The sequence below is a fragment of the Rhodopirellula sp. UH5 genome, assembly GCF_056839225.1.
Genome location: NZ_CM166390.1, coordinates 2,795,453 through 2,811,176 on the forward strand (window position 1 = coordinate 2,795,453; position 15,724 = coordinate 2,811,176).

At 56.3% G+C, this 15,724-nt stretch carries 9 protein-coding genes; 7 read left to right on the forward strand and 2 right to left on the reverse strand.

Annotated elements, in window-relative coordinates; genetic code table 11:
• The first annotated feature begins 19 nt into the window (after positions 1 to 19).
• From UH5x_RS09995 to UH5x_RS10005, 3 genes are all read left to right on the forward strand, one after another.
• Positions 20 to 6,091, forward strand: coding sequence for a DUF4465 domain-containing protein (locus UH5x_RS09995; RefSeq protein WP_482635577.1), 6,072 nt, complete (start codon positions 20 to 22; stop codon positions 6,089 to 6,091).
• 62 nt (positions 6,092 to 6,153) lie between these two features.
• Complete coding sequence (locus UH5x_RS10000; RefSeq protein WP_482635953.1) at positions 6,154 to 6,306, forward strand: DUF1289 domain-containing protein; 153 nt, start codon at positions 6,154 to 6,156, stop codon at positions 6,304 to 6,306.
• Between the two features lie 98 nt (positions 6,307 to 6,404).
• On the forward strand, positions 6,405 to 6,962 hold the full coding sequence (locus UH5x_RS10005) for a DUF6580 family putative transport protein (RefSeq protein ID WP_482635578.1): 558 nt from the start codon (positions 6,405 to 6,407) through the stop codon (positions 6,960 to 6,962).
• On the opposite strand, the gene UH5x_RS10010 is transcribed toward UH5x_RS10005, so the two are convergent.
• Positions 6,934 to 7,818 carry an NAD-dependent epimerase/dehydratase family protein gene (locus tag UH5x_RS10010; protein ID WP_482635579.1) on the reverse strand — a complete coding sequence of 295 codons (885 nt, stop codon included), beginning with the start codon at positions 7,816 to 7,818 and terminating at the stop codon, positions 6,934 to 6,936. The genes UH5x_RS10005 and UH5x_RS10010 overlap by 29 nt on opposite strands.
• 149 nt (positions 7,819 to 7,967) lie before the next feature.
• Here UH5x_RS10010 and typA point away from each other — a divergent pair, with 149 nt between their 5' ends.
• The 4 genes from typA to UH5x_RS10030 all read left to right on the forward strand — a co-directional run bounded on the left by typA (position 7,968) and on the right by UH5x_RS10030 (position 13,591).
• Positions 7,968 to 9,848 carry a translational GTPase TypA gene (gene typA, locus UH5x_RS10015; RefSeq protein ID WP_482635580.1) on the forward strand — a complete coding sequence of 627 codons (1,881 nt, stop codon included), beginning with the start codon at positions 7,968 to 7,970 and terminating at the stop codon, positions 9,846 to 9,848.
• A gap of 9 nt (positions 9,849 to 9,857) precedes the next feature.
• Positions 9,858 to 10,616, forward strand: a complete 759-nt coding sequence (locus tag UH5x_RS10020; protein ID WP_482635581.1) for a histidine phosphatase family protein — start codon at positions 9,858 to 9,860, stop codon at positions 10,614 to 10,616.
• 111 nt (positions 10,617 to 10,727) lie between these two features.
• Positions 10,728 to 11,486 (forward strand): ATP-binding cassette domain-containing protein, encoded by a 759-nt coding sequence (locus UH5x_RS10025; protein ID WP_047815607.1) that lies wholly within the window; start codon positions 10,728 to 10,730, stop codon positions 11,484 to 11,486.
• Entirely contained in the window at positions 11,483 to 13,591 is a 2,109-nt protein-coding gene (locus tag UH5x_RS10030; RefSeq protein ID WP_482635582.1) for an ABC transporter permease subunit/CPBP intramembrane protease, read from the forward strand. The genes UH5x_RS10025 and UH5x_RS10030 overlap by 4 nt, the downstream gene beginning before the upstream one ends.
• On the opposite strand, the gene UH5x_RS10035 is transcribed toward UH5x_RS10030, so the two are convergent.
• Entirely contained in the window at positions 13,588 to 15,171 is a 1,584-nt protein-coding gene (locus UH5x_RS10035; RefSeq protein WP_482635583.1) for an MraY family glycosyltransferase, read from the reverse strand. The two genes, UH5x_RS10030 and UH5x_RS10035, sit on opposite strands and share 4 nt — an antisense overlap.
• Positions 15,172 to 15,724: the final 553 nt, after the last annotated feature.

Consider the following 15,724-nt stretch of genomic DNA (forward strand, 5'->3'; position numbering starts at 1 on the left):
AACACTCCCTGGATCTGCCGTGAACCCGCTCAAGCCAAGTCGTTTCGCTCGTCGCCGACAGTTGCATCTGACCATCGAACAATTGGAATCGCGTCAGCTCCTTGCCGCGGGCCCTTACGCCCCAGCCGCGAACGAAGTGGGCTCATCCGCAATCGATCGCGAATCGCCCGCCATCGTGGGATGGGCCACCGGCGTGGAAGACTACACCCCGGGAGCCGCGGTGGATGAAGTTTGGCAGGAATCCTCTCGAGCTCTCGGTCCCGCTGAAGGACAATCCGGCAGCATCGTCTCGCTAGGACGAGCGGGAACACTCACGCTGACCTTTGAGGATCCCATTCGAGATGGGTTGGGATTCGACTTTGCTGTGTTTGAGAATTCCTTTTCAGACACATTTCTCGAACTTGGCTACGTGGAAGTCTCTTCCGACGGAGTCAACTTCGTCCGCTTTGAAAGCGATTCTCGCACCGACTCGGCTGTCGCTGCGTTCGGGTCCATTGATCCAACCAACTTGAACAACTTGGCGGGCAAGTACCGCGGTGGATTTGGCACGCCGTTCGATCTGCAAGAACTTCGCGGCACCGCCGGACTGGACGTCACCGCCATCACGCACGTTCGGTTGGTCGACATTTTTGGTGACGGCACCTCGTTGGATGGACAAGGCGACCCGATCTACGACCCCACCCCCACCACCGGCAGTGCGGGACTGGATGTCGATGGCGTCGCCGTGTTGCACGCCAAACAAACGGGTCCCGCGATCATCGATTTCGAAACCCTCGGTTCCGAACTCGGTGCCTCCACTTTCTCCAACCAAGCCCCCAACGGTTTCGAGCAAGAAGAACTGTCACTGAACAACGACTACAACTCGCTGTACGGAAGCTGGCAGGGCTGGTCGATTTCCAAGACAACCGATTCCACCACCGCTGATTTTTCCAATCAATACAGTGCCTTCCCCGGTGAGGGCCATGATGGCTCCGACACCTACGCCGTCGGCTTCTATTCCGAGTATGCCAGCCCCGAAAACCGCCCCACACTCGAACTGGATCCTGAAGTCGGTTCCCAGTTTGATTCGCTTTGGATCACCAACACAACTTACGCCGCACTTTCGATGACCGAAGGTGACCAATTTGCGAAGCAGTTTGGTGGCGACAGCGGCACGGACCCAGACTTCTACGAAGTCGACATCCATGGGCTCGACGACGCGGGAACATCCATCGGCACCGTGACCGTCGTGCTTGCCGATTTCCGGTTTGAGAACTCGGAGGATGATTTCATCGTGGATGAATGGATCCAGGTCGATCTGTCATCGCTTGAAAGCGCTCAAGCATTGCAGTTCCAAGTGCGATCTTCGGACATCGGCGACTTTGGAATCAACACTCCAACCTACTTTGCGGTCGATGACGTGGTCGTCAAACGCCCACAGGTCGCCTTGGATTTCGAAGACACATCGCTCTTGGAATCCGAATCGATGATCGGGCGAGTCTCACGGCCTGCTCTCGATAGCAGTTCGCCGATGACCGTCTCGATCAGCAACTCGAACAGTTCGTTGGTGAACCTGCCAACTCAGGTCACCATTGCAGCAGGCGCTGACTACGCCGAATTCACCGTTTCCACCTCTTACGATGACTTGGCTGGCCCAAATCAAACGGTTGAGTTCACTGCCACAGCTGAACTGCAGGCCCCACGAACTCGAGAACTGAGCGTGCTCGATGACGATGCAACGGGACTCGTCTTTTCAAGCAGTTCTTTGCAACAAACAGAAGGGGCCTCCGCCACCACGCTGACGCTTCGCCGCAATGACTTCGACATCTCATCCCCGTTGGCCGTTTCTGTTTCTGCCCAGCCCGATTCACGGTTGAACTACCCTGCATCGCTCACCTTTCCAGCGGGCCAACGCGAAGTTTCGCTGGTCATCTCGATCACGGATGACGAAAAGTTCTCGCCGGCACAGTCTGTTCAATTGGTCGCCACCGCTGAAGGACACGCTGAATCGGTTGCAACAGTCGAACTCCTGGATGACGACTCGCGTGCGTTGACCGCCACCAACCCAGCGTCTCCCTTGGAAGAATCCAATCCAAGTCAAACCGTCACCGCGATCATCCATCGCAATGATGCGTCGCTCGACCAACCCATGACAATCGGGCTCACCAACCCGAATCCAGAGTTGCTGACGATGCCGGCCTCGATTGTGATTCCGTCTGGATTTGATTCCGTCGAAGTCACCATTGGTTTGATCGACAACAACGTCGCAAACACCAGTCACACGTTCACGGTGGTCGCATCCAATCCGAACGCCGCCACTGCTGAATTCGATGTCACGGTGATCGACGACGAAGCCCCCACCTTCGTGTTGGCTCTGCTTGACTCGCAGGGCGTCGCCTTGAACGAAGTGACAGAAGGACAGTCGGTTCGTTTGTCGGTCACTCGCCCCGCATCCAGCGTGTCTGAATCGGTCACTGTCACGCTGGAACAGTCACTCACCGAACGCATCGATGGGCCCTTGGAAGTCACAATCCCCGCGGGAGCAACCGCCGCGGAATTGACTTGGCTGATCGAACCCGATGAGACATTGACTGGAAGTCTGGACTGGGTGATCGAAGCCAGCACGCCAGGCTTCGAAACCGCACGACTTGAAACCACTGTCTTGGATTCTGATTCGCCAGCACTGACGATCAGCGGGCCAACCGAACCACTGCTGGAATCTGATTCCACCTCGATCGGCGATTTCGAATCGTTCGGGCAAACCTTGGTCGCGGATGAATTCAACAACAACGCCGGACAAGCAGGTGTCTTCGTCGATGGTGAACTGACATTCGGCAATTCGTTTAGCAACGCGTACGGCTTTGACAGTTGGTCTGGATTCTCGATCAGTCGCGAGTCGGACACAACCACCCCCGGTTTCTTCAACCAGTACGCTGCCATCACCGGCGAGGGCGTTCGCGATTCGAACACCTATGCCATCGGATACAACGGTGCCGATGCCATCATCCGGCGTTCCAATGATTCTCAACCGTTCGAATCCATCGCCGTCACCAACACAACTTACGCCGCACTCTCAATGCTCAACGGCGACGCTTTCGCAAAGCAATTTGGCGGTGAGTCAGGCGATGATCCCGACACATTCGTCTTGACGATCATCGGCAAGAATGAAAATGGCGAGTCGATTGGCGAAGTTGAATTCCATCTTGCCGACTATCGTTTTGAAGACAACTCGCTGGACTACATCGTTGATGAATGGACCACCGTTGACCTCACACCGATCGGCCAAGCAACCCAACTGCACTTTGGATTGTCGTCCACTGACGTGGGCCAATTCGGCATGAACACGCCGGGCTACTTTGCACTGGACGACGTCCAGCTTGCCGCTCCAGGCGAAGGGCTGCCGCAACTCACCCTCCACCGGCAAACACTCGACAACAGCGAACCGTTGGAAGTGAGCTTGGTTGCTGACCGAACCGACATCCGGATCCCTGAAACGATCGTCATCCCTTCTGGGCAAGACAGCGTGTCAGTCCCAGTTCGTTTGATCGACAATCTGCTGGCAGAAGACAATCGAGAGGTCGCGATCACTGCCACGGCAAACGGGTTTGCCCCTCAAATCATCTCGTTGACCATCGAAGACAACGACACCCAATCGCTCACGGTGACTCACGATTCAAATGAAACGTTGAATGAGTCACAAATCATCGTCATCGACGTGGAAGACACAGGCTCAAGCCTCGATGCCGAATCGTTCCACAACGGCTCTGATCTGTCGGGAGCCATCGTTTCCGGGCCACTTGAATTCCCGAACGTCTACAACGAGCAGTACGACTTCTGGAGCGGTTGGGCGGCGTCCAACGTGACGGACGTGGCAACGCCCGGCTATTCCAACCAGTACGCTGCGTATTCCAACCTCTCTGAGGACCAACCCGGTGGTGGCGATTCTTCTGAGACCTTCTTGATCGGTGCAGGCAGCGGCGACTCCGCTCCCACCCTGACTCTGCCCGAAACAATGTCCGACGCCCGATTCGCGTCCATTTCATTGACGAACAGCACCTACGCGGCACTCTCAATGCAGCAAGGCGACTCCTTCGCGAAGCAATTTGGTGGAGAAACCGGTGACGACCCGGACTACTTCTTGCTGACAATCGTCGGTCTGGATTTGGCTGGTGAGACCGTCGGAACCGTTGACTTCTACCTTGCTGACTACCGTTTCGAGAACAACTCACTGGACTACATCGTCGGTGAGTGGACCACCATTGACTTGACCTCCTTGGACGGAGCCTCCCAGCTTCGATTTGATCTTTCTTCATCGGATGTCGGTGACTTCGGGATGAACACTCCCGCCTATTTCGCGGCAGACAACGTGGTCCTGGACCAAGTGTCCGCGGAGCCAACGTCGGTGGTGATCCATCGAAATGCAGCCGATCTGAGTTCAACACTACCGCTCACTTTCGAATCGGACGACCCACGTTTCGCGATCGATGCACCGATCGAGATCCCCGCGGGAGCTGACTCCGTTCGAATCCCGGTCTCGATACTGAACGACCGCACGGTCAACACCGACGGCAGCGCCCGCTGGACAGTGTCCGCAGACGGCCACATTGCCGGTGACGCCAATGTTTCGATCCAAGACGACGAAACCCCAGGCATCGAGTTGCACCGGTTGCTTCAGCCGTTGGAGGTCATCGAGGGCGAAGCAGCCAATTTGTACGAGGTTCGTTTATCGCAACGCCCTGCATCAAGTGTCACCGTTTCAGTGGAAGCTTTGATTGAATCCATGGATGCAGGTGAGCAACTCTCCCTCAGTGCAAACACATTGACATTCACCCCCGACAATTGGTCTGAACCTCAAACGATCACCGTCTCGGCCAACGTGGACACCCTGCAGGAACCCAATCAAACAGTTCAGCTAACACTGCAAATTGTCAGCGACCTCAGTGACCCCGGCTATGCCTCCGCGGAATCCCAACAGGACTTCTTCACACTCGTCGACTACCAACCAACCGACCTGAGTTTGGCGTTGGAAGCGGAGCAATTGGTCCTGCGTGATCTTCGCAATGATTCGGTTTGGACATCCAACAATCGCGACGAACGTTTCGCCGTTGTCCTGAATGGTCAAGCTCAATCGTTGTCGGTCGCCTCGCTCGCAGAGGCGACCGGCTTGGTCACCATTGAAATGGGTGCCGGTGACGATCACGTCTTGCTCGACACCACTTGGTTCACATCGATCGACGGCGGAGAAGGATTCGATCGCTTGATCCTTCAACCATCCGACGGGCTCGCAAATGAAAGCGGCGGATCCACCATCGACCTGGCGGCCTGGCTACAAAATCGGGTGGTTGGATTTGAAGAACTGGTGCTGGGTGCATCCAATCCTGACGAGCCCCTGACCTATCGGCTGGACTCGGCTCGCCTGACCACCTTGCTGGGAACCAATGCTCCCACCATCACCAGCATCGGCAGCCAAAATCTAGAGTTGACCGGAAGCTGGCAACTGGGAGCACCCCTCGTCGCGGACGGATTGATTCGCCAACGCCTGGTGTCCGAGACGATCGAAGTTCAAGTGATCACCAGCACCCCCTGGCAAAACGCGATTCGCAGCGAAGATGTCAACGCCAATGGCGAAGTCACCGCGTTGGATGCATTGACCGTCATCAACCGGCTCAACTCAGGCGAGTCCGATGAATTGCTGACGCCCAATGACCCCAATGAACTGATTGGCCGTTTCTACGATGTCTCTGGTGATGGGCGGGTTTCCGCCCTGGATGCGTTGCAAGTGATCAATTATCTGAATGGAGAAACCGCCTCAGGCGAACCAGTCACCAGCTCCCCTGATGCTCGATCCATTCAGATCTCGCCGGAATCTTCACGCACCGAAGCGATCACGACGAATCAGCTAAACCAAGCTCAAGCATCGGCACTAGATGGCCCTCAGACGCTCGCGTCGATCGTTCCAGAATCGTTGAGGCTTTCCGATCCAGGCGGTTTATCCACGGAGCTGATTGATCAGCTGTGGAATGAATCGGGGCGTGAATCCGACGATGATTCCGACTCGTCCGAAAACGGCGAGTGGATCGATTCCCTCGAGTTGCTGGGTGACTCCGCATGATCCCACCCACCGACACGCCCAAGTCGCCCTGCGTTGGGGTTTGCCAAGTGAATCACCAGCAAATGTGCATTGGATGTTCACGAACTTTGGGCGAGATTGGCAAATGGTCGATTGCATCCCCAGCAGAAAAACGTTCCATTCTTGAGTTGGTACGCCAGCGGCGGGCCGCTCAAGCTCCACCGGTCCAAACAGCGCCAGGCGAGGCCAACTCGTGACGTCTCGTCATCCGACGAACATGGCCTGTTGGCCCCTCCTAGTTTCCGTACCTTTGAATTTCCCGCCGTACCTTTGATTTTTTTGATTGAGTGTTCCTGTGAATCCAAGTAACAATCTGCAACGTTTTGCAATCGTTTTGGCCATGATCGGCATCGCTGTCGCTTCCCGCCTGCTCCCGCACCCACCGAACTTCACACCTTTGGCAGCGATGTGCTTGTTTGCCGGTGCGATGACGGTCTCTCCCCGAATCATGGCCGTATCGGTGATCATCGCGATGTTGATCAGCGATGCTGTGCTCGGATTCCATTCCCTGATGCCAGTTGTCTACGGTTGCCTGTTGGCGAACTTTGTCATCGGTCGCAAACTGGTCGGTGCCAACACCAGCGCGCTCAAGGTCTTCGCAGGTTCGCTTGCCGGCAGCGTGCTGTTTTTCCTGGCCACCAACTTTGCCGTCTGGGTCGCGTTCTACCCTTCGACTTGGACCGGACTGACCGCATGCTTCGCAGCAGCCGTCCCATTCTTCCAGTACACCTTGGCGGGTGATTTGGTTTACAGCGGTTTGTTCTTCGGCGTCTACGCATTGGCAACCAGTGGCGTCGTCTCAACACACGGCAATCTTCAACGAGCTACAGTTCCTGCACGAGCTGGCGAATAGTCTCGTCCAGTCTGGATAGCCCGCCAAATTGAAAGCCAAGTGACTCCAGCTTGGCCGATGACATTTCTCGGCCAGAAGATTTGGGATCACCGGTGAGCATCGCTTTCGAGTTCGTGATTTCCATCACGCGGCTGGCAATTTCATGCTCCGAGAAGAATCGATCGCAGCAGTTGTAGGTTTCTCCCGCGATCGGTGATTCTGTTTCGAGCAAGGTTGCAATCGCAGCGGCAACGTCTTTGACATGCACGACTTTTCCGCCGCCATCCGCTGGAACGGACTCCCCACGAGCGACAGCTCGCATCAAGTCAAACCACTTCGAATTCTCTAGCGGAGTGTCGACACCGTAGATGGCGACCGGGCGAAGGCTGGCGGCGTTGATTCGGCCTGAACTGCCGTACGCGTGCACCATCGTTTCCATCGATGCTTTGCACGCGCCGTACAGAGATCCGGGCCGCAGCGGATGCTGTTCATCCAGTGCAATACCCTCCACGACGTGCTGGTGAACGGCCCCCGACGAAACAAAGACGAACCGCCCCACTGAATGAACGGCGGCTGTTTCGAGCAGAGCAATCGATCCCATCAAATTGGTCTGGATGTAGTCCAGCGGCTGCTGCGGGACATCCATGAAGCCGGCCCCTTCACGCGCCAAAGCGGTGTGGACGACCGCATCGCAGCCGGCGACCAAGCCTTCCACCGAGCCTCGATCGTCCAGCTCACCACGGACCCAATCGACCCCCTCTAACTCTGGGGGAGCCGCTTTCCGGGTCCATCCGCGAACGGAGTGGCCGCCCTGCAACAGATTCGAAACGACGTGTCGACCCAAAAAACCGGTTGCACCGGTGACAGCAACGAGCATCGAAAACCTCTAAATGCAAAAATAAACCCACTTAGACACGCCTAGCGTTGCCGCAGGGCGCACAAAACGATTTTTGACTGGTTGACTTTCCAATGGGCCGTTAGAACGTGGGCTTCCGCCTGAAACGTTTATCCATTGAAAGTTGTCCTTTGTCTTCCACCGCATCCCCTTCTCAAGACGCCGGCACTGAAATCTCGAGCAACACCGCTGTTCGAGAAGAGATCCGAAATGTCGTCATCATCGCACACGTCGACCACGGAAAAACCACGCTGGTGGATTGTCTGCTGCGACAAAGTGGTCAGTACCGTGACGCAGAGCTCAAGGGCGAACGGATTCTGGATTCCAATGATATCGAAAAAGAACGCGGAATCACGATTCTGTCCAAGAACATCGCGGTTCACTACCGCGGCGTGAAGATCAACTTGATCGACACCCCGGGTCACGCGGACTTCGGCGGCGAAGTCGAACGCGTCGTCCAAATGGCGGACGGTGCCCTGGTGTTGGTCGATGCAGCTGAAGGCCCGATGCCACAAACACGATTTGTGCTTGAAAAGGCACTGCAAGCCGGCGTCAAACCGATCGTCGTGGTGAACAAGGTCGACCGTCCTGATGGACGTCCTCCCGAAGCACTCGACGAAGCACTCGAATTGTTGGCCGACCTCGGTGGCGAAGAACAACTCGACAGTGCCGCTTACGTTTTCGCGAGTGCCAAAGAAGGCTACGCCACCGACGATCCCACCAAAGTCACCAAAGACATGACTGCTTTGTTGGATCTGTTGGTCGATCACCTGCCCGGTCCAACCGTCGACACCAAGTCCGACTTTCAAATGATGGTCACCACGTTGGACTGGAGTGAATACGTTGGACGAATCGCGGTGGGTCGAGTCAACGCAGGAACAATTGAAACAGGACAGGCAGTCGACGTTCACACCATCGATTCCTCAGGCAATTCAATCGTCCGAAGAGTCAAAGCGTCGTGCTTGCACGTGTTTGACAAATTGGGACGTGTCCCCGCGGAGAGCGCCGGCGCAGGCGACCTGATCGCACTGGAAGGCCTCGATGACGTCGAAATCGGTGACACCATCACCGCCTGCGACACAGGAAAAGCGTTGCCACGACTGAAAGTCGATGAGCCGACCTTGGAAATGGTCTTCAGCGTCAACTCGTCACCGCTGGCTGGCCGCGAAGGCAAGTACGTCACGACGCGTCAAATCAAAGCCCGCTTGGAAAAAGAACTGGAACGCAACGTTGCACTTCGTGTCTCCATGATCGAAGGCACCGAAGCCTACGCCGTTGCCGGCCGAGGCGTGCTTCACTTGGCCGTCTTGATCGAAACCATGCGTCGCGAAGGCTATGAGCTGAGCGTTGGAAAACCACGTGTGGTTTTCAAAGAGATCGACGGCAAAAAGCACGAACCATTCGAAACCCTGCGTGTGGAAGTCCCCACCGAAGCGATGGGTCCCGTCATGGAACTGGTCGGTTTGCGCCGTGGTCAACTGGAAGAAATGAAGCAACGTGGCGACTACAGCCTGCTCCGTTTCATTGTTCCCTCGCGTGGTTTGATCGGATTGCGAACTCGATTGCTCAACGCGACTCGCGGAACCGCCATCATTCACCACCGATTTGAAAGCTACCGCGTGGTCGAGGGCGATGTGCCCCGCCGTGCCAACGGTGTTCTGATTTCGATGGTCGGCGGCAAAACCATGCCGTTTGCCTTGTTTGCATTGCAAGATCGTGCAGAACTGTTCATTCCACCGGGCACCGAAGTGTACGAGGGGATGATCGTCGGCGAAAACGCTCGCGAAAGTGACATGACCGTGAATCCATGTCGCGAGAAGAAGTTGACCAACATGCGTGCCAGCGGCAGCGATGAAAACGTCATCCTGAAGCCACCACGCGACATGTCCCTGGAAGCGGCCCTCGAGTACATCGAGGACGATGAATTGGTTGAGGTCACGCCTGAATCCATTCGCCTGCGAAAAATCCTGTTGAAAGAATCAGACCGCCGGCGCCAAGGCCGCAACATCTGATCCTGACCGATGCAGTTGCTACTCATTCGACACGCCGAAAGCGAGAACAACGCCAAACCGGTGCACGCTCGCGTTTGTGATCCAAGCATCACGGCGCGAGGTCGACTGCAAGCGGACTGCCTTGGAAAATGGATGTCGGGACTGGCCATCGATCAGCTGATCACCAGCCCGTTTCTTCGCACGTTGGAAACGACTCGATTCGTTCTGCAAAACGCACACACCGCCCCGCGACGGTACCCGATCGCGGTTTGGCACGATGTGTTTGAAAATGGTGGCTGCTACCATGGTCATCATGAAAAGAACTTCCGTGGTGCGGAAGGCTTGGGCCGAGAGGCGATTCACTCGTTCTTTCGAGACATCAGCGATCAACTTCCAGATCGCGAACCGCCTCCTCTCACGGTGGACTCCGAGATCCAAAGCGACGGATGGTGGGGCGGCAGAGATCCCGAATCTCCTGACCAGATGCGAGCTCGTTCCCGCTCGGTGATCGAACGTTTCGAGAACACGTTCCCACAACGCCCGAGTCATGAGCCTCGCAGTCTTTCCACCGATCCGGTGGTGGTCTTGATCGCGCACGCCGATTTCTTGCGTGAGATGTTGTCGCTGATGCTGGCTGGAACCGTCGCAATGGAGTCGGTTGGTCCCATCCCCAACACATCCGTCACTTCCCTACAATGGTCAACGACGGGCTGGAAATTGGATTCGCTCAACAGCGTGACCCACTTGCCTCCGCGATTGGTGACGGGACATCAAGCGATGCTTTCCTAATCCATTGTTTTGGAGGTGGAAGCAGACCCGATGCGTTGTCAGCAACGTAGCAGTTCGTTGCAACGGCAACTTTCCTTGCTGCTTTCTTCTCCGCCAAGTCCGTTCTCAACCATGCTTTTGATCGATTCGCTGACCAAACGATTCTCGATCGAAGGCGGAACTGTATTCGCGGTCGACAGGCTGTCGATGCGAGTCTCCCCCGGAGAGGTATTCGGCCTGTTGGGCCCCAACGGAGCAGGCAAGACAACCACGTTGCGAATGGTGCTTGGGTTGCTCGAACCAGACGAAGGATATGCGGAAGTCGCTGGCATTCGAACCGCTGAAAACCCGTTCGCAGCCAAGGCCAAACTAGGTTTTGTCTCCGCCAGCGACGGAGTCTATCCCTGGCTATCGGTTCGCGAGATGCTTCTATATTTCGCAGATCTTTATGGCGTGGCTCCCAAGAAAGCAGCGGATCGACTGAAAGAACTCGCCAACGTGATGCAAATCGAAGCGTTGCTGGATCGTCGGGCGGGTTCTCTCAGCACCGGGCAGCGGCAACGAGTGACCTTGGTTCGGGGGCTGATTCATGACCCGCCCGTGATGTTGCTCGATGAACCGACGCGTGGGTTGGATGTCGTCGGGGTCCAAACCATCTTTGAATACATCGCCCACCTTCGGTCTGCGGGGAAAGCGGTGGTTGTCTGCACTCACCGATTGGATGAAGCCGAACGGCTTTGTGACCAATTCGGACTGCTTCATCAGGGCCGCATTCGCTACCGCGGCACACTGAATGATCTTCGCCAAGAAACCGGACGCGAACATCTCGTGGAGATGTTTGTTGACTTGATGCAATCCACTGAACCGGCGCTGACCGAGGACCACGCGTGAATCTTTCCTGGTCTCGGCTTGGCCGACTCACACTCAAAGAACTTCGGGAAACCCTGCGAGATCGACGGACAATGCTGACATTGGTGATGATGCCATTGTTGGTTTACCCGTTGCTGAGCATGGCCCTGAATCGCTTCTTGCTCTCGTCTGGGATGCCGGCCGAGCAAGCCTTTCTGGTCGGTGTCTCGTCGCCCGCCGAACGCGATTTTCTGCAGGCGCTGATTGAAGATCCGCGAAGCGCGCCTCCGGAGCCCATCCTGAAGGTCAACGGAGGCCAACTGGCACAGTTCAATGTCGTTGTGCCCGAGGAGATGTCCGCCGAAGAAGCGTTGTCTCAGAACCGACTCGACATCGCGGTCAAGTTTCAAAACGGCCCTGACTCCGTTCACTCCGTCGAAATTGTCTCGTACAACAACGATCAAGCCAGCAGCACGGCCCAAAGGATCCTGACGGAGCGTTTGCAATGGCTGCAGTTGGCCGAGACCATGAAGATCGCTCAGAGGATCGATCCAAACTACCGAGCCATTGATTTGCGAATCCGGTCGATCGGCGAGAAGGCATCGGGCTCGATTCTTGGGACGGTGATTCCCCTGGTTCTGGTCTTGATGACAATCACGGGAGCGGTCTACCCAGCCATCGACCTGACTGCGGGTGAGCGAGAGCGGGGCACGATGGAGGCCTTGATGGCCTCTCCGGTTCCGCGCTGGTGGGTGCTGCTCGCGAAATACCTTGCGGTGGTCAGCGTGGCGTTTCTCACCGCCATGGCGAACTTGCTAGCGATGTTTGTGACCATGAAGGTGACCGGACTGGTCAGCATGCTGGCTGGGGAAGATTCCGCGATTGGCCTGCTACAGATTTTGCAGATCCTCGGACTGTTGATGCTCTTCAGTTGCTTCTTCTCTGCATTGCTGCTCTCGCTCACCAGTTTCGCCAAGTCATTCAAGGAGGCCCAGGCTTATCTGATCCCTGTGATGCTGCTGTCACTCGGTCCCGCCATGCTGTCCTTGATGCCGGGCGTGAACCTGGAGGGACCGCTGGCCGTTGCCCCGCTTCTCAACATCGTATTGCTCGCACGCGACATTCTTTCAGGCACGGCATCGACTGCCGGTGCGTTGATTGCCGTCACGAGCACGCTGTTTTATGCTGCGGCAACGCTGGGCATCGCCGCCAAATTGTTTGGCAGTGACGCAGTGGAGCGGACCAGTCAAAAATCGTTTGGTTCGCTTCTTCAGCGTCCCGAATCGATGACGAACCATCCCAGCGTGAGCCAAGCGGGGTTGGTCGTTGCGTTGCTTCTACCAGCCTCCTTCCTGATTTCGAATGGCTTGATGCAGTGGCTGCGTGTTCTTTCCGAAAGCATCTCGATCAGCTCCCAGTTGCTGCTCAATGCACTGAGCTTGATCCTGGTATTCGGTCTGATTCCTCTGATTGCAACCATCATTGGGAAGCATCGCTTTCGGTCCACCTACCGGTTTGCAAAGCCGCCGATGGCCTCTTTTTTAGGAGCCATCGTGCTTGCCGGAGGCGCGTGGGCATTTGCTCATGAAGCGTTGGCACTCGCCGATCAGTTCGGAATCGCTTTGTTATCCGATGACCAAATCGAGCGCACCCGGTCCTTGTTGGACAAATGGAAAACCGTCCCGCCTTGGATCCTGCTGCTGACCATGGCAGCGACTCCCGCACTCATCGAAGAACTCTGTTTTCGCGGGTATTTATTCTCCGCGTTCTCGGCCGTTCTTCGTCCCTGGCAAACGATCGTCGTCACCGCGGTGCTCTTTGGGCTTTTCCATGTGTTCGTGGGCAGCACGCTCCTCGTCGAACGGTTCCTTCCCACGATGCTGCTGGGACTGCTGCTGGGCTGGGTGGCTTACCGAACGGGAAGCATTTGGCCGGGCGTCTTGCTCCACTTCGTCCACAACGGGATGCTGGAAATGGCCGCTCGTTATCACGAACGACTGGATTTCTTGGGGCTCAGCGATGCGGATGGCTCCAAACACTTGCCACCAGCCTGGATTGCCATTTCAGCGATCCTCGTCCTTGTTGGCCTTTCCATCGTTGCGTGGTCAACACGTAGCAAAACCGTTGTGAACCAGGCATCGACCTAGCTGGTCGGAGCCGTCTCGATCTCTTCTGTTCCGACCGCCGGCTCTTCGCTCTCAGGCTTCGAGAGCTTGCTCGCTGCGTTCAGTCGCGCGGCGGCTGTCTTTTTATCCAAGTTCGCGACCAAGTATCGGACTTGCGTCTGCAGTTCTTCAGCGTGCTCGAGGAAATAGCTCAGGTGAGCCAGCGATTCTTGCGACGAATTCGCAATCACTTCCACCTTGCCGATTGGAACCGCTTCCTCTTCGCCGGGTCGGGTCGCATACAATGGGATCCGCACCACACTTTGGACCGACTTTTCTGGCAACCGAACGCTTTGCCACGTCGCGTGATAGCCTTCATGCAACCAAGCCATGTTCGCGTCGATTTGCACCTTGGCAAAATCATGACGCTTCGCGAATTCGACCAAAGGTTCCCAGACGGGCTCCCAGCAACCTTCGCCTTGAATTTGAACACTCCGCAAATGCTTGGAGGATTCGCAGTCTTGGGGACGAACAACGAACGAGTGAGCGAAGTGATACAGACGCCCTAACAGAAGCCTGCACTCCGAATGCCCAAACGTTCGCGTCAGCACCAAGAAACCGAGAACCACAACGGCCCCGACGAGGACCAACCAATCTTGGTTGAACCGCACCGAAAGAATCGCGATTGCGGAACTGAAGCTGCAAAGTCCTGCCACGACCAACAACATGCCGTTCGGGCCAAACTTCTCGTTCAACAGGTGGTGCAAGTGACCGCGGTCGGTCGCATACATGCTGCGTCCGGTCATCCATCGTCGAATGATGGCAGCGGTCGAGTCGAACAGCGGCAGCACCAAAATGGCGACCGGCGCGGCAACCACAACAGCAGACTCCTTCAGCGAACACCACATCGCCAACACGCCAACGATCAACCCGATCATCATGCTTCCGGCGTCGCCCAAAAAGATGCTTGCCGGCGGACGGTTGAACACCAAGAACCCGAGCAAAGCACCACACAAGGCGGCGGCAGCAATGACGGTAGAGGCCGAATGTCCGCTGGATGCACTGAGCAGTGCCAACCCACCGCAAACGAACGCTCCCACGGTGGTCGCCATCCCATCGGCACCGTCGAGCAGGTTGAGCGCATTGATTGCAAGCAACAACCACAAAACGCTGACCGGCAGAGCGAAAATCCCCAAGGGGATTTCGAATCCGAACAGTGAAATCGATCGCATGACGGTTCCGCTTCCCACGACGATCATGGCGATCACGCATTGAGCCAACAACTTCTGTCGGCCTCGAAGGGCCCATTTGTCGTCGATCAAACCGACAACCAGAATCGCAGTGGAGGCTCCTAGCAAGACAAACCAACGTGACGACAACTCCGTCATCTTGCTGAATTCGCCCCAGCCGCTTTCGTACGCAATGCCGACAACAAAAGCGATTCCTGTCGCGAGGAAAACCGCCAAACCGCCGGCCAAGGCGATGGGTCTGTCGTGAAGCTTCCGCTCGGCATCAGGGTTGTCAACCAAACCGATTCGAATTGCAAACGCACGCACCACCGGCACCAACACCAACATCGTGACGAAGGCAGCGGCAAGAGTGATGAGGATGAATGGTGTCATTGCTAGTTGATTGGATCAGAGGAGGGCAGTTTGACACGGATGCACCGAAAAGTACCGCCAAGGCCATCTTGGAGGGCCGTCCATCAGTCAGCAAGGCCGACCGGCAAACCCTGTGTGACAAGACTACCTCATCATTTTAGTACAACGGTTCCGCGTTGCATCATCTTACGCGCCAGACCGGAATCCACCCCCAGGGGTCACAAAAAGTTCAATGATCTTCGTCGGGATTGCGGTCAACAATCGTTGTAACCGAAAGATCTCCCCAAATCCTGCAACCCAAATGGGGCCGTGGCACCCCACTTGCATAGCGAAAACACTGGAATTTTCGCGATGAACGCGCCGGGACACCTGAGATCTTGTCGCCCCCCGGAACAGCTTCACTAACCCGACCGACTGCTAGCACCCCCAATTCGTGCACATTTGGCTAAACCAGAATCCCCGAAGCGGCGATAAAGAATGCGGGGACATCGCTCGCTAGCACAATCGCTACAAGCGGTGCGACCCAGATTCCGAGAGCCGTTGCAGCCAGTTTTGGGGGGCAAGATGGCGACTG

What these genes read in the sequence shown, in the direction of transcription:
- UH5x_RS10000 (WP_482635953.1), top strand. Translation starts at nt 6,154, where the DNA reads ATGTGCATTGGATGTTCACGAACTTTGGGCGAGATTGGCAAATGGTCG.
- UH5x_RS10010 (WP_482635579.1), bottom strand. Translation starts at nt 7,818, where the DNA reads ATGCTCGTTGCTGTCACCGGTGCAACCGGTTTTTTGGGTCGACACGTC.
- UH5x_RS10020 (WP_482635581.1), top strand. Translation starts at nt 9,858, where the DNA reads ATGCAGTTGCTACTCATTCGACACGCCGAAAGCGAGAACAACGCCAAA.
- UH5x_RS10025 (WP_047815607.1), top strand. Translation starts at nt 10,728, where the DNA reads ATGCTTTTGATCGATTCGCTGACCAAACGATTCTCGATCGAAGGCGGA.
- UH5x_RS10035 (WP_482635583.1), bottom strand. Translation starts at nt 15,171, where the DNA reads ATGACACCATTCATCCTCATCACTCTTGCCGCTGCCTTCGTCACGATG.